Source organism: Pseudoxanthomonas sp. USHLN014 (assembly GCF_037153335.1).
GTDB lineage: Bacteria > Pseudomonadota > Gammaproteobacteria > Xanthomonadales > Xanthomonadaceae > Pseudoxanthomonas_A > Pseudoxanthomonas_A winnipegensis.
This window is the reverse complement of the sequence record NZ_JBBCKO010000001.1, coordinates 340,054-357,622: the sequence shown is the minus strand read 5'-3', so window position 1 is coordinate 357,622 and position 17,569 is coordinate 340,054. Positions and strand designations below refer to the sequence as shown.

Annotated in this window: 17 protein-coding genes and 1 pseudogene; 8 read left to right on the top strand and 10 right to left on the bottom strand. The window is 70.5% G+C overall.

The genetic code is table 11. The features are described 5' to 3' along the window. Positions 1-39 precede the first annotated feature (39 nt). The 7 genes from WFQ05_RS01625 (at position 40) to uraD (ending at position 6,237) form a co-directional block, all read left to right on the top strand. On the top strand, positions 40-993 hold the full coding sequence (locus tag WFQ05_RS01625; RefSeq protein WP_337052351.1) for a LysR family transcriptional regulator: 954 nt from the start codon (positions 40-42) through the stop codon (positions 991-993). Between the two features lie 176 nt (positions 994-1,169). Then, positions 1,170-2,522, top strand: a complete 1,353-nt coding sequence (locus tag WFQ05_RS01620; RefSeq protein ID WP_337052350.1) for a nucleobase:cation symporter-2 family protein — start codon at positions 1,170-1,172, stop codon at positions 2,520-2,522. Continuing rightward, entirely contained in the window at positions 2,522-3,016 is a 495-nt protein-coding gene (locus WFQ05_RS01615; RefSeq protein ID WP_337052349.1) for a GNAT family N-acetyltransferase, read from the top strand. Before WFQ05_RS01620 ends, WFQ05_RS01615 begins: the two co-directional genes overlap by 1 nt. A 108-nt stretch (positions 3,017-3,124) precedes the next feature. Beyond that, positions 3,125-3,994 carry a glyoxalase III HchA gene (gene hchA / locus WFQ05_RS01610; protein ID WP_337052348.1) on the top strand — a complete coding sequence of 290 codons (870 nt, stop codon included), beginning with the start codon at positions 3,125-3,127 and terminating at the stop codon, positions 3,992-3,994. After that, on the top strand, positions 3,991-4,719 hold the full coding sequence (locus WFQ05_RS01605) for a PA1136 family autoinducer-binding transcriptional regulator (RefSeq protein ID WP_337052347.1): 729 nt from the start codon (positions 3,991-3,993) through the stop codon (positions 4,717-4,719). Before hchA ends, WFQ05_RS01605 begins: the two co-directional genes overlap by 4 nt. A gap of 73 nt (positions 4,720-4,792) precedes the next feature. Further along, positions 4,793-5,731, top strand: coding sequence for an allantoinase PuuE (gene puuE / locus WFQ05_RS01600; RefSeq protein ID WP_337052346.1), 939 nt, complete (start codon positions 4,793-4,795; stop codon positions 5,729-5,731). Beyond that, positions 5,728-6,237 (top strand): 2-oxo-4-hydroxy-4-carboxy-5-ureidoimidazoline decarboxylase, encoded by a 510-nt coding sequence (uraD, locus tag WFQ05_RS01595; RefSeq protein ID WP_337052345.1) that lies wholly within the window; start codon positions 5,728-5,730, stop codon positions 6,235-6,237. Before puuE ends, uraD begins: the two co-directional genes overlap by 4 nt. Positions 6,238-6,517: 280 nt before the next feature. Here the strand turns inward: uraD and WFQ05_RS01590 are convergent, their stop codons facing one another. The 10 genes and pseudogenes from WFQ05_RS01590 to WFQ05_RS01545 all read right to left on the bottom strand — a co-directional run bounded on the left by WFQ05_RS01590 (position 6,518) and on the right by WFQ05_RS01545 (position 16,128). After that, positions 6,518-7,885: a carbohydrate-binding protein gene (locus tag WFQ05_RS01590; protein WP_337052344.1), complete on the bottom strand. Its 1,368-nt coding sequence runs from the start codon at positions 7,883-7,885 to the stop codon at positions 6,518-6,520. A 610-nt stretch (positions 7,886-8,495) separates the two neighbouring features. Then, a pseudogene (hisIE, locus tag WFQ05_RS01585) lies at positions 8,496-9,185 on the bottom strand (bifunctional phosphoribosyl-AMP cyclohydrolase/phosphoribosyl-ATP diphosphatase HisIE); the annotation flags it as partial. Between the two features lie 41 nt (positions 9,186-9,226). Further along, positions 9,227-10,003: an imidazole glycerol phosphate synthase subunit HisF gene (gene hisF / locus WFQ05_RS01580; RefSeq protein ID WP_337052343.1), complete on the bottom strand. Its 777-nt coding sequence runs from the start codon at positions 10,001-10,003 to the stop codon at positions 9,227-9,229. Then, positions 9,997-10,755: a 1-(5-phosphoribosyl)-5-[(5-phosphoribosylamino)methylideneamino]imidazole-4-carboxamide isomerase gene (hisA, locus tag WFQ05_RS01575; protein WP_337052341.1), complete on the bottom strand. Its 759-nt coding sequence runs from the start codon at positions 10,753-10,755 to the stop codon at positions 9,997-9,999. The genes hisF and hisA overlap by 7 nt, the downstream gene beginning before the upstream one ends. Positions 10,756-10,778: 23 nt before the next feature. Further along, the gene (gene hisH / locus WFQ05_RS01570) at positions 10,779-11,381 is read right to left on the bottom strand and encodes an imidazole glycerol phosphate synthase subunit HisH (protein WP_337052340.1); all 603 of its coding nucleotides are present in this window, start codon (positions 11,379-11,381) and stop codon (positions 10,779-10,781) included. Beyond that, positions 11,378-12,454: a bifunctional histidinol-phosphatase/imidazoleglycerol-phosphate dehydratase HisB gene (gene hisB / locus WFQ05_RS01565; protein WP_337052339.1), complete on the bottom strand. Its 1,077-nt coding sequence runs from the start codon at positions 12,452-12,454 to the stop codon at positions 11,378-11,380. The genes hisH and hisB overlap by 4 nt, the downstream gene beginning before the upstream one ends. Next, positions 12,451-13,554, bottom strand: coding sequence for a histidinol-phosphate transaminase (gene hisC / locus WFQ05_RS01560; RefSeq protein ID WP_337052338.1), 1,104 nt, complete (start codon positions 13,552-13,554; stop codon positions 12,451-12,453). The genes hisB and hisC overlap by 4 nt, the downstream gene beginning before the upstream one ends. After that, positions 13,551-14,882, bottom strand: coding sequence for a histidinol dehydrogenase (gene hisD, locus WFQ05_RS01555; RefSeq protein WP_337052337.1), 1,332 nt, complete (start codon positions 14,880-14,882; stop codon positions 13,551-13,553). The genes hisC and hisD overlap by 4 nt, the downstream gene beginning before the upstream one ends. After that, positions 14,879-15,793 (bottom strand): ATP phosphoribosyltransferase, encoded by a 915-nt coding sequence (hisG, locus tag WFQ05_RS01550; RefSeq protein WP_337052335.1) that lies wholly within the window; start codon positions 15,791-15,793, stop codon positions 14,879-14,881. The genes hisD and hisG overlap by 4 nt, the downstream gene beginning before the upstream one ends. Positions 15,794-15,804: 11 nt before the next feature. Further along, positions 15,805-16,128, bottom strand: coding sequence for a YerC/YecD family TrpR-related protein (locus WFQ05_RS01545; protein ID WP_130519675.1), 324 nt, complete (start codon positions 16,126-16,128; stop codon positions 15,805-15,807). 156 nt (positions 16,129-16,284) lie between these two features. Here WFQ05_RS01545 and WFQ05_RS01540 point away from each other — a divergent pair, with 156 nt between their 5' ends. Continuing rightward, the gene (locus tag WFQ05_RS01540; protein ID WP_337052334.1) at positions 16,285-17,553 is read left to right on the top strand and encodes a hypothetical protein; all 1,269 of its coding nucleotides are present in this window, start codon (positions 16,285-16,287) and stop codon (positions 17,551-17,553) included. The last annotated feature ends 16 nt before the right edge of the window (positions 17,554-17,569 follow it).

Sequence of the window (17,569 nt, the reverse complement as noted above, 5' to 3'; positions counted from 1 at the left end):
TTCAATCATGCGTTGCAAAAAACAGAACAGGTGCGCCCGGTGCTGCCCTTCTCCCGCTTCGCCAGCTACTTCATCGAGGTCGCCGCCCAGGGCAACCTGCGCAAGGCCGCCGAGGTGCTGCACGTCTCGCCTTCGGCCATCCACCGCCAGATCCAGGGCGCCGAGCAGCAGCTGGAGACCGAGCTGTTCGAACGCCTGCCCACCGGCATGAAGCTCACCGCCGCCGGCGAGCTGCTGCTGGGCGATCTCAAGCGCTGGCGCAAGGAGCACACCCGCACCCTCGAGCGCGTCGGCGACCTGCGCGGCCTGCGCCGCGGCCACGTCAGCATCGCGCTGATCGACGCGCTGAGCGAAGGCTTCGTGCCCCAGCTGCTGGCCGAACTGACCCGCGAGTACCCCGGCTTCTCCTTCGACCTGCGCGTGATGGGCAACCGCGTGGCCAGCGAACTGGTGGCCGCGGCGGAAGTGGACTTCGGCGTGCTGCTGGACCCGGTCGAACACGGCAACCTAGAGGTGCGCACCGCCATCGACATCCCCGTCGGCGCCGTGCTGCCGCCCGGCCACGCCCTGGCCGATGAAAAGAGCCTGGCGATGAGCCGGCTGCTGGACGAACGCCTGCTGGTGCCCGCCGCGCCGCTGGTGATCGAGGAACGCACCCGCAGCCTTTACGTGCGCCACGGCGTGGACCCGCGCCGGGTCACCACCTGCAACGACACCCGCCTGATCCGCTCGCTGATCCGCGACGGCGGCGGCGTGGGCGTACTGAGCCTGATCGACGTGGCCGCCGACCTGGAACGCGGCACTCTGGCCTTCGTCCCCCTGCACGGCTGGCAGGCCCGCCCCCTGCAGCTGGCCGTCTGCACCGCCCCCCGCCGCCAGCCCAGCCGCGCCGCCCAGCTGGTGCTGGCGCGCGTGGTGAGCGCGGTGCAGGGATTGCCGGCGCGGCTGGGCATGCCGCCGAGCGCCGCCGCGTCACCGAAGAAGACGCGCTGAACGACGAGTTGGCGATGCGGAGCTGAGGGGCGGCCGGGTCGTGTCTTCGCGCGTCTTCTGGGCGTCTTGCCTTCCAATTCCATCGCTGCAGTACGGACCCACTGACGCCTGGAAGCGGATTGTGCGCCGCACCACCTGCAGGCTAAGTTCAGCGCTCGCCCCCATCGAGCCTGCCGATGTCCCGCGCCCTGCCCTCGCCTTCGCCGATCGATGCCGTGCCGCCGGCAGGGCCGCTGTGGCTGCTGGCGATCCAGCATGTGCTGGTGATGTATGCCGGGGCGGTAGCGGTGCCGCTGATCGTGGCCGGGGCGCTGCATCTGTCGCGCGAGGACACGGCCTTCCTGGTGAGTGCGGACCTGTTCTGCTGCGGGCTGGCGACGCTGGTGCAGTCGCTGGGGCTCGGCGGCTTCGGCATCCGCCTGCCGGTGGTGATGGCGGCCACCTTCGCCAGCGTGGGGCCGATGATCGCCATCGGCGGCAATCCGGCGCTGGGCCTGCCCTATGTGTTCGGCGCCAACCTGGTCGCCGGGATGGTCGGCATCCTGGCCGCGCCGCTGATCGGGCGGCTGCTGCGGCTGTTCCCGCCGGTGGTCACCGGCACGGTCATCACCGTGATCGGGCTGACCCTGGTCGGGGTGGCGGTGAACTGGGCCGCCGGCGGCGTGGGCGCGGCCGACTACGGCGCGCCGATCAATCTGGGCCTGGCCGCGGTGGTGCTGCTGGGCGTGCTGGCGCTGCTGCGGCATGGGCGCGGCTTTATCGCCAATATCGGCGTGCTGCTGGGGCTGGCCGGCGGCATGGTCATCGCTGCCCTGGCCGGGCGCGTGGATGTGAGCGGCCTGCGCGAGGCGGCGTGGCTGGCGCCGGTGGTCCCGTTCCACTTCGGCGCGCCCAAGTTCGAGCTGTGGTCCTGCGTGACCATGTGCGTGGTGTTGTTCATCGTGTTCGTCGAGTCCACCGGCATGTTCCTGGCGCTGGGCGACATCGTGCAGCGCCCGGTGGATCGCCCGGCGCTGGTGCGCGGGCTGCGCGTGGACGGGCTGGCCACGCTGCTGGGCGGGGTGTTCAACGCCTTCCCCGATACCTCGTACTCGCAGAACATCGGCCTGGTGGCGCTGACCGGCGTGCGCAGCCGCTGGGTGTGCGTGCTGGCCGGGGCGATCCTGATCGTGCTGGGGCTGGTGCCCAAGCTCGCGGTGCTGGTGGCCTCGGTGCCGCCGGCCGTGCTGGGCGGCGCGGGGCTGGTGATGTTCGGCATGGTCACCGCCAACGGCATCCGCGTGCTGGGGCTGGTGGACTTCCAGGGGCGCCGGCACAACCTGCTGATCGTCGCGGTGGGCGTGGGCCTGGCGATGGCGCCGGTGGCCGCGCCGGCGGTGTTCGACCAGTTGCCCAAGGCGCTGGCGCCGCTGCTGCACAGTGGCATCGCCCTGGCCACGCTGGCCTGCGTGGCGCTGAATCTGTGGTTCAACGGCCTGGGCGGCGCGCGATCCTCCGAACCGCTGTCGCCCGAGCCGCCGCACGCCTGATGTCCACCCCTGCGATCCGCCCCTGGCAGCCGGCCGACCGCGATGCGGTGGGCGCGCTGATCGTCGGCATCCAGCGCGGCGAGTTCGGCCTGGACATCGACCTGGCCGCGCAGCCGGACCTGATCGATGTGGAAGGCTTCTACGGCCAGTGCCAAGGCGGCTTCTGGGTCGCCGAGGACGCGGGCCGGATCGTGGGCTGCATCGGCCTGCGCGACATCGGCGAGGGCGAGGCCGCGCTACGCAAGATGTTCGTGGCGGCCACGCATCGCGGCCACGCGCATGGCGTGGCGCCGCGCCTGCTGGCCACGCTGCTGGCGCATGCGCAGGCCCGCGGGCTGCGCGCGATCTACCTGGGCACCACCGACCGCTTCCTCGCCGCGCACCGCTTCTACGAGAAGCATGGCTTCGCACCGATCGCGCGCGAGGCCCTGCCGCCGCGGTTCCCGCTGATGGCGGTGGACTCGCGTTTCTACGTGCGCCGTCTGGATCGCTGAGACGCGCGCGTGCGCTCGACGCGACGTTAGGGGAAAACCCGCATTGCCGCGCCCCTGTCACGGTCCTAGCCTGACACTCCATCGATTCGACCGAACCTGGAGCACGCCATGACCGAGCAGAACGACCGCGCGCCCGCGCCCGACGCGGCCGAGCACGACGCCTTCTTCCCCTCGCCCTACTCGCTCTCGCAATACACCTCGCCGAAGACCGATTTCGACGGCGCCGACTATCCCGACGCCTACACCGGCGGCAAGTGGAAGGTGTTGATGATCGCCACCCAGGAGCGCTATCTGCTGATGGGCAACGGCAAGTTCTTCTCCACCGGCAACCATCCGGTCGAGACGCTGCTGCCGATGCTGCACCTGGACAGGGCCGGCTTCGAAATCGAGGTCGCCACGATCTCCGGCGATCTGGTGAAGCTGGAGCACTGGGCGTTCCCGCATCAGGACGAGGCGGTCAAGGCGACCTATGCCAAGTATCTGCAGCGCTTCAGGACGCCGAAGAAGCTCTCCGACCTGGTCGACGATCTGGAGGGCGGCCACTATCTGGGCGTGTTCATCCCCGGCGGCCATGGCGCGCTCAACGGGCTGCCCTTCAGCAAGGAGGTCGGCAAGGTGCTGGAGTGGGCGATGGCCAACGAGCGCTACGTCATCAGCCTGTGTCACGGTCCGGCCGGGCTGCTGGCCGCGGGCCTGGGCAAGGAGGCGGCCGATTTCCCGTTCCGCGGCTATGAGATGTGCGTGTTCCCGGACAGTCTGGATGCCGGCGCCAACGTCGAGATCGGCTATCTGCCTGGCCCGATGCCCTGGCTGCTGGGCGAACGCCTGACCCAGGCCGGCGTCAAGATCGTCAACGCCGACATGTCGGGCATGGTCCATCGCGACCGGCGCGTGCTGACCGGCGACAGCCCGCTGGCCGCCAACGAGCTTGGCAAGCTCGCGGCGCGCACGCTGCTGGACGACGTGGCACGGCGATGAGCGAGGGCGCGGCGCAGGCGGCGTTCGATGCGACGCTGGCGATGGAGGCCAGCACCGCGCTGCCTGCGCTGCGAAAGGAATTCGGCCGCTTCGCCGCGACGCTGGGCTACGACCGGGTCGTGGTGTTCGCCGCGTCGATGGCGCAGGAAGACCTGCTCGAGCGGATCTACTGGATCCATGGCGACTGGTTCGGCACGGGCACGCAGGTCGATGCGGAGACCTATGTGCGCCACTGCCCGGTGACGCGGCACGTGGTGCGGGCGAGCATGCCGTTCTTCTGGACCAAGACCCAGGCGCCCACCGGAGAGCGCTACCGCGTGGTGCGCGTGCCACGCGGACCTGGGGTGCACGGGCTGCAGATCCCGGTCTTCGGGCCGCTCGGACTGGAAGGCGCGCTTAGCCTGGGCGGCGCACGCATCGACGCCTCGGCGCAAGCCAGACTGTCGCTGGCGATGGTCGGCACCGCCGCGTTCCGCATCGCGCGTCGCTTGCTGGAAGCCCCCGAAGCCGCCGCGCCCGGTTCGCTCAGCGCCCGCGAGCGCGAGATCCTGTCCTGGACCGCCGCCGGCCGTCGCCAGGCCGACATCGCCGCGACGCTGGGCCTGTCGGCGCGCACGGTCGAGCACCACCTGCGCCGCATCCGCAAGCGACTGGGGGCCAGCACCACCGCGCAGGCCATCCGCATCGCGCTGCGTCACGGTGATCTGGAAGGACCAGAGCCGTAGCGGCACCCATGCGTTGTGCCATCGCGGCCTTGTTCCTAAAGTGCAAGGCTTCCAACGCTCCACGAGTGCCGCGATGTCCGATACCAGCTCCGACTACCCCCGCGACCTGATCGGTTACGGCCGCGATGCGCCGCATGCCGACTGGCCGGGCGGTGCGCGGATCGCGGTGCAGTTCGTGCTCAATTACGAGGAAGGCGGCGAGAACAACGTCCTGCACGGCGACGCCGGCTCGGAGCAGTTCCTCAGCGAGATCGTCGGCGCGGCCTCGTATCCGGCGCGGCACATGAGCATGGAGTCGATCTATGAGTACGGCTCGCGTGTGGGCGTGTGGCGGATCCTGCGCGAGTTCGAACGGCGCGGCCTGCCGCTGACGGTGTTCGGCGTGGCCATGGCGATGGCGCGCCACCCCGAGGCCACCGCGGCCTTCGTCGAGCTGGGCCATGAAGTGGCCAGCCACGGCTGGCGCTGGATCCACTACCAGGACATGGACCCGGCCACCGAGCGCGAACACCTGCAGCGCGCGGTCGAGCTGCACACGCGCCTGACCGGCAGTGCGCCGCTGGGCTGGTACACCGGGCGCGACAGCCCCAACACGCGGCGTCTGGTGGTCGAGCACGGTGGCTTCGCCTACGACGCGGACTACTACGGCGACGAGCTGCCGTTCTGGACCCAGGTCGAGACCGCCGACGGCGCGCGCAAGCCGCATCTGGTGGTGCCCTACACGCTGGACGCCAACGACATGCGCTTCGCCACCCCGCAGGGCTTCAACACCGCCACCCAGTTCTTCGACTACCTGCGCGACAGCTTCGACGTACTCTACGCCGAGGGCGAGGACGCGCCGAAGATGCTCTCTGTGGGCATGCACTGCCGGCTGCTGGGGCGGCCGGGCCGCTTGATCGCGCTGCAGCGCTTCCTGGACCACATCGCCCGGCACGACAAGGTGTGGGTGTGCCGGCGCATCGACATCGCGCGCCACTGGCAGCAGCGGCATCCGTTCGTGGTGGCCGCATGATCGCCCTGGCAGAACTCAACGCCCTGCCGCGCGATGCCTTCATCGGCGCGCTGGCGGGCATCTTCGAACACTCGCCCTGGGTGCCGGCCGGCGCTGCGGCGACGCGGCCCTACCCCTCGCGCGAGGCGCTGCACGCGGCCATGTGCCAGGTGGTGCGCGAAGCCGGCGTCGAGGCGCAGCTCGGCCTGATCCGCGCCCATCCCGAGCTGGCCGGCAAGGCCGCCATCGCCGGCGAACTGACCGCGCATTCGGCCAGCGAGCAGCGCGGCGCCGGCCTGGATCAGTGCACGCCCGCCGAGTACGCCGAACTGGTGGAGCTCAACCGCCGCTATCGCGAACGACACGGCTTTCCCTTCATCCTGGCCGTGCGCGGCCACACGCGCGCCAGCATCATCGCCGCGCTGCGCGAGCGCGTGGAGCAGCCGACCGAGGCGGAGATCGCCACCTGCCTGACGCAGATCGAGAAGATCGCCAGGCTGCGCCTGGACGATCTGGTGGTCGATTGATGGCTTGAAGCAACACTTGCTCCCTGTGGGAGCCGCCATGGCGGCGATGGGCCCTACCAATAAAGCCCCATCGCCGCCATGGCGGCTCCCCCCTGTAGAGCGGAGCTTGCTCCGCTGGGGCCTTCCCCACGAACCGAACGAAGAGCAGCGGAGTCCCCAAAGGGGATTGCCACAAGCTCCGCTCTACAGACGGGCAGCCGCTAGAGTCGGGGAAACAGATGTTCCCACCCCACCGAGCGACTAAAACAAAAGGACCGCCTTCCCTGGCAGCCAACCCCACTCAGAACCCCAGATCGGTCAGGAAGCGCTTGGTGTAGGCCAGCACGCCCGGGCCGGTGTAGGAGTTGCAGATCGGCGAGGCGTAGTCCGACGGCGCCGCGCACGGCGTATCGCGATCCAGCGACCAGTGGTGGACGCCGGCCAGGCCGTTCTGCGCGGCATACAGCGCCACGGTGTCGACGTCGGCCAGGGTGAAGATCTCGTCGGCCGTATCGTTGCGACCCAGCATCGGGGTCACCTCGATGTGCTGCGGCGCGATGCCGTAGGTGTGGCGCAGGTTCTCCACGGCCTTGATGGTCGAGGCCCCCATGTCGCACAGCCCGCCGCTCTTGAGCACGCAGTTGGACGCCTGGGCGCGACCGAAGTCCATCACCATCAGGTTGATCGTGTAGTGCTGCAGGCCGGAGGCCAGCACCGCCTGGATCACCTGGTTGCCGAGCGCGTTGACGCCGCCGTAGCTGCCGTCGGACGCGGCCAGCGTGGCCAGGGTGAAGGAGAAGCGGATGCCGGGATACTGGCTCTCGACCACCTTGGCCGCGGCCACCAGCGCGTCGGTCTGGGCCTGGGTCTGGCCGCCTTCGATGTCGAAGTCCACGCCGATCATGTGCGGGGTGTAGTAGCGGGCGATGAAGTTGGCCAGGCCCGTCGCGCTGCCGCAGGTGAAGGTGCCCGAGGCGCCGCCGGTGGAGACGATGTAGTTCACGCCAGCATTGTTGAGCACCGGAATATTGGCGTTCTTGAAGGCATCGGCCGACACGCCGCCCCAGGTCTCGCTGCCGCAGGTGCCGGTCGCGAAGGCCAGCGTCACCGCCTGCAGGTTCGGCACCTGCGTGGAGATCAGGCTGCCCGCGCCCGCCACCGGCAAGGCGGTGCCGGTAACCTTGGACTGCATCACGTTGGTGTTCCAGTTGAGGTTGATCGTGACGTCCTTGTAGGGACTGAACACGAAGCTGGGATAGGTCGGGTTGGTCGGCGTCCCGCCACCGCCCCCACCACCGCCACCACCGCCACCACCGCCACCACCGCCACCACCTCCCCCGCCGCCGCTTCCACCACCGCCGCCACCGCCGGTGGACGAACAGGCGCCTTGCGAGGTCCAGGGCTGGCCCGACCCGGCGCCGCCGTTATGGGTGGTCGGGTCGTCGCCTTGGGTCCACCAGTTGGCCACGTAGTTGATGCCGCTCTTGCTGGCGGTATTGCCGCCGGTATAGACGGACGAGGCGCTCCATGCCGCCGCGCATGCGGTCTGAGCCTGCGCCGACTGCATCGGAACGAAGGTAACGACGGCCGCCGAAGCCAGCGATCCGAGGATGCCGGTGGTGGCGCTTGCACTGATCAACGACCACAACGTCGATTTGCGGGTGGACATCATGTCTCTCTCCAGTGGATGGCGCGGTTGCTCGAAACCGCGCCTGGGCGTTGTTGGCCCGCCTCCCCCTGACGGCAGGCGCCGGCTGCGACTGCGGCATATGGCGTTTTTGACATGTGCCGCAAACCGAACGTGCTTTGCCGAAGACAACGTTGTCAACGGATGATGTTCGGTTCTGTGGCCGCGGTCGCAATGGCTTCTTCGCGCGCGCTGATCGATGGAAATTTGGCCTGCGGGTGACGCTCGCTTGTCGAAATCAGGCCATGGAATTGCATCGCCACGTCATGCGCTGGCCGCTGCACGCATTGGGCGAAGCCAGGTCGAAACAACTTATCGGTCCGCTACCGCCGCGCATCGGGACAGCGGTCACGCCGACCGCGTCGCCGCAGGACTTCCGCGCCTCGCAGGCATTGCGACGGCTATGCCCCGGAGCTGATCGGCGCGTGTTGTCGCGTCGGCGCCTGCCGTGTCCGTTGCGGACAAGCGGCGATGTCGTGCGCCGTTGTCCGATCGCGGACAAGCGAACGCCGTGCTGGCAACGTTTTCTCGGCGCGTTGCACCAGCGATGAAGACGCAGCTTGCTGCGCCGCGTCGCGTGAGGAACCGGTTTCTAGCCGGCGTGGCGCTGCCGCAACACCGCGACCGCGTCGGCCAGCGACAGGCCGCGGGCCCGCAACAGGACGGTGAGGTGATAGAGCAGATCGGCGCTTTCGCCGAGCAGCTCGGCATCGCCCTGGGCGACGCCGGCCAGCGCGGTTTCCACGCCCTCCTCGCCCACCTTCTGCGCGATGCGGCGGGTGCCGCCCTCGAACAGGCGCGTGGTATAGCTGCCTGCCGGGCGCTGTGCATGCCGCTGGGCGATCAGCGCATCGAGCTCCCCCAGGAACTCGACGCCATCGGTGGGAACCGCCCTTGTGGCCTCTTGGCCAACGGCGGCGATGGGGCTTTCCCGGAAAGGCTCTTTCGCCGCCATGGCGGCTCCCACGCCCACCAAGGCCGGCGCCTCGGCAAAGCAGCTGGGCCGCTGCAGGTGGCAGGTGTGCCCGTGCGGGCGCGCCAGCACCAGCAGCGTGTCGTTGTCGCAGTCGGCCTGGATGTCGACCAGGTCCAGGAAGTGCCCGGAGGTCTCGCCCTTGGTCCACAGGCGCTGCTTGCTGCGGCTGAAGAAGGTGACGTGGCCGCACTCGCGCGTGACCCGCAGGGCTTCCGCATTCATGTAGCCCAGCATCAGCACGCGCAGCGTGTCGGCGTCCTGCACCACGGCGGGCAGCAGGCCCTCGCCCTTGGCCCAGTCCAGTGTGTCGGTCGTACCCATCGGTTCGGAATCCATTGGAAGGCCGCTCACGCGGCCGGGCGCACGGCGATGCCGGCATCGGCCAGCGTGCGCTTGAGGTCGGGGATGGCGATGGCGCCGCTGTGGAACACGCTGGCGGCCAGCGCCGCGTCCACATCGGCGTCCTGGAAGGCGCTCACGAAGTGCTCCGGCGCGCCGGCGCCGCCCGAGGCGACCAGCGGCACATGGCACAGCGCGCGGGCGGCCTTGAGCTGTTCGATGTCGTAGCCGCGGCGCACGCCGTCGCTGTCCATGCAGTTGAGCACGATCTCGCCGGCGCCCAGCTCCTGGGCCTGCACGATCCAGTCCAGCGTGCGCAGGCCCTCGGCGCGCGTCTTGCTCGGGTCGCCCGTGTAGCTGCGCACCCGCCACTGCCCGTCCGCCTCGCGCACCGAATCGATGCCCACCACCACGCACTGCACGCCGAAGGCCGTGGCCAGCTCGCCGATCAGCGCCGGCCGCTCCAGCGCCGGGGTGTTGATCGAGACCTTGTCAGCGCCGGCATGCAGCACCGCGCGCGCGGTCTCCACGCTGCGGATGCCGCCGGCCACGCAGAACGGAATGTCGAGCAGGCGCGAGACCTTCTCCACCCAGCCGTAATCGACCGAGCGGCCTTCCGGGCTGGCGCCGATGTCGTAGAACACCAGTTCGTCGGCACCGGCGTCGCGATAGCGCAGCGCCAGTTCGGCGATGTCGCCCATGTCGATGTGGTCGCGGAATTTCACGCCCTTGACCACGCGTCCGCCGCGCACGTCCAGGCAGGGCACGATGCGCCGGCTCAGCATGAGGCGGCCTCCGCAAAGGCCTGTTCCAGCGTGAAGCGGCCTTCCAGCAGCGCGCGGCCCAGCACGATGCCGCCGCAGCCGGCGAGCTTGGCCTCGCGCACGTCGCCGACCGCATGCACGCCGCCGGAGGCCTGCACCTGCACGCCGGGCAGCAGCGCGACCAGGTGCCGGTAGAGGGCGAAGTTGGGGCCGCTCAGCATGCCGTCGCGGGCGATGTCGGTGCACAGCAGCTGCTGCAGGCCGGCGTCGGCATAGCGCACGGCGAGTTCGTCCAGGGCCACGCCCGAGCCCTCGGTCCAGCCGTGGATCGGCAGCTGCCACACGCCCGCCGCGTCCTGACGCGCGTCCAGCGCCACGGTGATGCGCTCGGGGCCGAACTCGGCCAGCCAGCTCAGCACCTCCAGCGGTGCGCGCACCGCCAGCGAGCCAATCACCACGCGTGTCGCACCCGCCTCCAGCAGTGCGAGCACATCGCTGCGCCCGCGCACGCCGCCGCCGGTCTGCACCTGCAGGCCAGTGGTCTGGCGCAGCGCCCGCAGCAGCGGCGCCAGGGTGTAGCCGCCGGCGCGCGCCGCATCCAGATCGACCAGATGCAGCCAGCGCGCGCCCTGGTCGGCGTAGCCTCTCGCGGCGGCCAAGGGGTCGTCGCCGTAGGTCGTTTCGCGGTCGTAGTCGCCCTGGGCCAGGCGCACCACGCGCCCGCCGCGCACGTCGATGGCGGGATAGAGCTTGAAGGAAGAGTCGGAGGTCATGAGCCAAGGTGCGGGCGCAGGCATCAGGCCAGGCCGTATTCGATGAAGTTATGCAGCAGGCGCGCGCCGGTGGCGGCCGAGCGCTCGGGATGGAACTGTGCGCCGGCCACGCGGCCGCGCTGCACCACCGCCGCGAAGGCCTGGCCGTGCGTGGTCGTGCTCAGGCAGTCCTCGCCGACCGGCGCGGCGTAGCTGTGCACGAAATAGGCCTGGTCCTGCGCACCGATGCCCGCGGTCAGCGAGGCCGCGCGCGTCGGGGTGAGCGTGTTCCAGCCCATGTGCGGCACGCGGATGCCGTCGGCCACGGGCAGCTTGCCGACGCGGCCGGCCAGCAGGCCCAGGCACGGGGTGTCGTCCTCTTCGGAATGTTCGAACAGCACCTGCATGCCCACGCACACGCCCAGCAGCGGCGCCTCCAGCGAGCGCAAGGTGTCGATCAGGTCCAGTCCGCGCAGCCGCGCCATCACCTGCGCCGCCGCACCGACGCCGGGCAGGATCACGCGCTGCGCGCTGCGGATCACCTGCGCATCGGTGGTCAGCTGCGCCTCCACGCCCAGCCGGCCCAGTGCATAGCGCACCGAGCCGATGTTGGCGCCGCCGGCATCGATCAGGGCCAGCATGGTCACAGCGCCCCCTTGGTCGAGGGCAGCTCGGAGCCTTCGCGCCGGATCGCCTGGCGCAGCGCGCGCGCCAACGCCTTGAAGCAGCCCTCGACCTGGTGGTGGTCGTTGTCGCCGCGCACCTGCAGGTTGAGGTTGAGCCCGGCCGCATCGCACAGCGAGCGGAAGAAATGCGGCACCAGCTCGGTCGGCATGTCGCCCACGCGCTCGCGCTTGAACGCACCGTCGAAGACCAGATACGGCCGCCCGGAGAAGTCCAGCGCCGCGCTGACCAGGCATTCGTCCATCGGCAGGGTGAAGCCGTAGCGGCCGATGCCGCGCTTGTCGCCCAGCGCCTGCTTCAGGGCCTCGCCCAGCGCCAGCGCGGTGTCCTCGATGGTGTGGTGCTCGTCGATGTGCAGATCGCCGGTGGTCTGGATCTGCAGCGCGAAGCCGCCGTGCTTGCCGATCTGCTCGAGCATGTGGTCGAAGAACGGCAGGCCGGTGTGGATCTTCGGCTCGGCCACCTTGTCCAGGTCGAGCTCGACCAGGATGTCGGTCTCCTTGGTCTTGCGCCGCACACGCGCCGTGCGCGGCTTGTCGGCCAGGGCATGGGCGATGCCGGCCCAGTCCCACTCCCCGCCGAACTGCGCGGTCTTGAGCTGGAAGCCGCGGATGCCCAGGTTCTCGGCGAAGCGGATGTCGGTCTCGCGATCGCCGACCATGGCCGAGCCGTCCAGGTCGGTGCCGCGATCGCGCAGGTAGTGCATCACCAGGCCCAGGCCGGGCTTGCGCGTGGGCGCGTTGTCGGCCGGCCAGCTGCAGTCCACCAGCACCTCGCGGAAGGTGATGCCCTGGCTTTCGAAGATCTGCAGCATCAGATCGTTGGGGCCGTCGAAACGTTCGCGCGGATAGGCTTCGCTGCCCAGCCCGTCCTGGTTGGTGACGATAACGAACTGGAAGCCGGCATCGCGCAGCTTCAGCAGCGCCGGGATCACGCCCTTGACGAAGCGCAGCTTCTCGTAGGCGTCGATCTGGAAGTCGGCCGGCTCCTCGATCAGGGTGCCGTCGCGGTCGACGAAGAGGATCTTCTGGCTCATGTGGCCACCGCCTGCGCATTGAGCGCGGCCAGGACGCGGGCGTTCTGCTCGGGCGCGCCGATGGTGATGCGCAGCGCATCGCCCAGCTGCGGCGCGGCGCGCTGGTCGCGCACCACGATGCCGGCGGCCAGCAGCGCGCCGAACGCGCCTTGCGCATCGTCGAAGCGCACCAGGAGGAAGTTGGCGTCGGAGGCGTACACGCGGCGCACGCCGGGCAGGACCGACAGCGCCGCGGCCAGCCGCGCGCGCTCCTCGATCACCGTGGCGATGCGCGCGCGCGTGGCCGCCAGGGCGGACGGCGACAGCCCGGCCACGGCCAGCTCCGCGCACGGCGTGGGCACCGGATACGGCGCCTGGCAGGCGCGCAGCACGGCCACCAGGCGCGCATCGGCGATCACCACGCCCACGCGCGCGGCGGCCAGGGCGTGGGCCTTGGACAGCGTGCGCAGCACGGCCACTTCCGGATAGCGCGCGCGCAGGGTCAGCGCCGAGGGCACTTCCGAGAACTCGCCGTAAGCCTCATCGACCACCACCAGCGCGCGGCCCTGCAGGCGCTGCAGCAGCGCCTCGATCTGGGCCAGCGGGATCGACGCGCCGGTCGGGTTGGCCGGCGAGCACAGGAACACGAGCTTGGCGCCCTGCTCCAGCACCGCCTGCGCGATCGCGTCGAAATCCGGCGCGAAGCCGTCCGGCCCGTCGACCAGCGGCGCCTCGATCAGCCGCGCATCCTGCAGGCGCGCGCTGACCGCGTACATGCCGAACACCGGCGGGGTGACGACCACCGCATCGCGCCCGGCCACGCACAGCGTGCGCACCAGCAGATCGATGGCCTCGTCGCTGCCGCGGCCGATCAGCAGTTCCTCCGGCGCACAGCCGTACAGGCCGGACAGCGCGGCCTTCAGCGCGGCCGGCTGCGGATCGGGATAGCGGCGCGAGGTCGCGCTGGCGTCGGCCGGATTGCTCCATGCGCTCTCGTTGGCGTTGAGCCAGACATCGCCGCGCAGGGCTTCGGTGCGGGCGGACTTGTAGCCGCCGAATCCGCGCAGGTCCGGGCGGACCAGGTCGAGCGGTTCGCGGGGCATCGGATCGGGCGCGCTCATCGGGCCGCCTCCGCCAGGCGCAGGCGCACGGCGTTGGCGTGGGCCTCCAGGCTCTCGGCCTCGGCCAGGGTCACCGCGGAGGGCCCGATCGCCAGGATGCCCGCGGCGCTGGCCGACTGCACGCTGACGAAGTTCTGGAAGCTGGCGACCGACACGCCGCTATAGGCGCGCGCCGCGCCGCTGGTGGGCAGCACGTGGTTGGTGCCGCTGCAGTAGTCGCCCAGCGCCTCGGGCGTGTAGTCGCCCAGGAAGACCGAACCGGCCGCCTCGACCCTGGGCAGCCACACGCGCGGTTCGCGCAGGGCCAGGATCAGGTGCTCGGGCGCGTAGCGGTTGCTGATGGCGAAGGCCTCCTCCAACGTCCGCACCTGGACCAGGCGCGAGGCCGACAGCGCGCGACGCGCGATGTCCGCCCGCGGCAGCGCGGCCAGCTGCGTGGCCAGCGCGGCCTCGACGCGATCCAGCAGACCGGCGTCGTCGGACAGCAGCAGCACCTGCGAATCCGGGCCGTGCTCGGCCTGCGACAGCAGGTCGGCGGCGACGAAGTCGGCATTGGCGCCTGCATCGGCGATCACCAGCACCTCCGACGGGCCGGCCGGCATGTCGATGGCGGCCGCACCGCTCTGCGCGACCTGCTGCTTGGCCTCGGTGACGTAGCTGTTGCCCGGGCCGAACAGCTTGTCGCAGGCCGGCACCGGGCCCGCGCCATAGGCCATCGCGGCGATGGCCTGGGCGCCGCCGAGCACGAACACCCGGCTTACGCCGGTCAGGCGCGCGGCGACCAGCACGGCCGGATCGGCGGTGCCGTCCTTGCGCGGCGGCGTGCACAGCACCACCTCGCGGCAGCCGGCAAGCTGGGCAGGCACGCCGAGCATCAGCGCGGTCGAGGGCAGCGGCGCGCTGCCGGCCGGCACATACAGGCCGACCCGGCCGATCGGGCGGATCACGCGTTCGCAGACCACGCCCGGCGCGGTCTCCACCGCATACGGCTGGGCCATGCCGGCCTTGTGGAAGGCGGTGATGCGCGCGGCGGCTTCGACCATGGCCTGCTTCAGCGTTGGGTCGATGGTGGCTTCGGCAGCGGCGAATTGGTCCTCGCCGACCTCGAAGGAAGCCGGCGCGGCGCCGTCGAAGCGCTGGGTGATCGCGCGCAGCGCTTCCAGGCCACCGCTGCGCACCTCGTCGATCAGCGCGGCGACGGTGCGGCGGGTCTGCTCGGCCACGGTCTGCGCCGGGCGCTCCAGGGTCTGCGCCTGGGCCTGGGCATCCAGCGCGTTCCAGACGATGCGCTGTGCGTTGGGGGATTCGGGGCGGAGATTCGCGTTCATGCCAGCGAGCGCTCCACCGACAGCACCATCAGGCCGCGCGCGCCGGCGCGTTCGAGTTCCTCCAGCTGCTGCCAGCTGATGGCCGTGTGGCACATGGTCTGCAGCGAAATGCCCTCGGCGTGTTCGCCGGGCAGCTGCACCAGCGGCTCGGCATCGGCCAGCAGGCGGCTCAGCGCGGGCACGGTGTCGGGCGCGGCGCGGAACATCAGCAGCTTGCTGTCCTTGAGCTTGAGCACGCCGTCAATGCGCCGCAGCAGCATCGCCGACAGGTCGGCGCGCGCATCGTTGAAGCCGCGCACCGGCCCGGCCAGCACGGCCTCGCTTTCCAGCAGGGTCTCCACCGGCTTGAGCTGGTTGGCCTTCAGCGTCGCGCCGCTGGAGACCAGGTCGCAGATCAGGTCGGCGGTATCGAGCTTGGGCGCGATCTCGACCGAGCCGGACAGCTCGACCACCGCGGCCTCCACGCCGCGCGCGGACAGCCACTGGCGCAGGATCGCCGGATAGCTGGTGGCGATGCGCAGGCCCTGCAGCTGCTGGGCGCCCTGCCATTCCCAGCTCTCCGGGATGGCCAGCATCAGCCGGCAGCCGCCGAAGCCCAGCGGACGCACCTCGCGATACGCGGGCGACAGGCCGATCTCCAGGCGCGCATTGGCCTGCTCGTCCAGCTCGTTGCGGCCGACGATGCCGTAGTCGCACACCCCATCGGCGATCAGGCCGGGGATGTCGTCATCGCGCACCAGCAGCAGGTCCACGGGCAGGGATTCGCCGTAGCAGAACAGCTTGTCGCGGCTCTCGCGCCAGCTCAGGCCGCAGGCGGCCAGCAGGCTGCGTGCCGGGTCGGCCAGGCGGCCGGATTTCTGGATGGCGATGCGCAGACGGTCGCGCGTCGCGTTGGCAACGATGGGAGGCATGGCAGAGAACTTCAGTGAGAGGCGGTGGTGCGCGACTGCTGGCGGCGCAGGGCGGCGGCATAGCCGCCGGTGCCGGTTTCCAGCGTGCGCGCCACGCGCCCGATGGTAGTGACGCTGACCTCGGTCAGCTCGTGGATCTCGCGGTAGGGCACGCCCTTGAGCAGCAGCGGCACCACGCGCCAACGATCGGCCATGGCTTCCAGCTCGGCGGGCGTGCACAGATCGACCAGGAACGCGCGCACTTCCTCCGGCTTGGTCAGACCCGCCAGCGCGCGCGCCAGCGACTGCTGGGCCAGGCTGGTGGTCTTCTCGTCGGTCTCGGTGCGGCGCTTCATGGATGTCTCAATGTATTAACGCGCTATCACATTAGCACATTCGCACGGATCAGGACAACCCGCCGCCCGGCCGTACGATGAACCCCCTCCCCGGCCGCGCTAGGATCTGGTCCGGGAACCCGGCCCACCCGGCCGATTCGCGACAAGGAGTCCGCCATGCCCGTCCTTCGCTCCGCCGCCCTTGCCGCCGCGCTGGTGGCCGGCGTCCTGTGCAGTCTCGGGGCATCCGCCCACATGCCCGAGCCCAGCGTCGCGGCTGCGCCCGAGGCACCGGCGGACGTGCGGCCGCCTCTGGACAGCCGCGCCAAGCTCGATGCCTGGCTCAGGGCCAACCGAGGCAAACCCAGCCCGCTGGACGCGTTCAGCGCCGGCGGCCGGCAACGCTTCCTGGCGGGACTGGGGTACGGGGAACGCGGCGTCGTGTCCCTGCCGTTCGAGGACCTGACCTGGGAGCTGGATCAGGCGCAGGCCCAGGCGGTGCTCACCCTTCTCGGCCTGGGCGACGACCCGATCGCCACGACGCTCAAGACCGATCCCGTCCCGCCCGCGTGGCGCGGGGATCGCAAAACCCTGAGCGACATCGATCGGCGCTACACGCAGTACATCGAGATGACCGGCGCTGTTGCGGAAGGCGATGCGTTGACGCGTGCGCGGCACATGGACGCCCTTTATCGCCAACTGTTTCCCAAGACGCTGGTCGAGCAGGCCGACAAGCTGACCGATCCAGACCTCCTGCTGCTCGCCCGCGCCGCGGCCAACGCCGCCGGGAGCGGCAGCGATCAGTCGGTGACCCAGGATCTGCTCGCGCTGCTGGTCCTGCTCGAGCAGCGCGGGATGGAACGCGGTTCGTTGATTCAGGATGCGCAGCGCGCCTTGCTGACCTCAGGGAAGCTCGACGATGCACGCGCGCTGGCCACGCAGCATCCCGCCATCCCCTTGGCCTCGATCCCCGCCATCGGCACGCCCGCCGATGCCCTGCCCACCGGCCCACGTTGGTGGCGCCTGTCCGCCGATGCGACCCGCATGGACGCCGAATCCGCCGACCTGGCCCAGACGCAGATCCTGGTCCTCGCCGGCTGCCACTTCTCCGTGGATGCGGCGCAGGACATCGCGGCCGATCCCGAGCTGGGCCCGGTCTTCGCCAGGCATGCGCATTGGCTCGGCCAGCCGCCGGGCGTGGAAGACCTCGACGCCTGGAAGGCCTGGAATGCGAGGTTCCCCGGCACACCGATGTACCTCATCACCCAGCGCAGCGACTGGACGCTCTTGCCCGCCTGGCGCATGCCGACCTATGCCATCGTCCGGGACGGCAAGGTCGTGGACCAAGCCAGTGGTGCGTTCCGGAATGTCCCCGACAGACGCCTCGCGCTGATCGAGATGCTGCGCCGCCATGGGCTGATGCCGCCGACGGCGGCGAAGAACTGATCGCGCCCGATGCGCC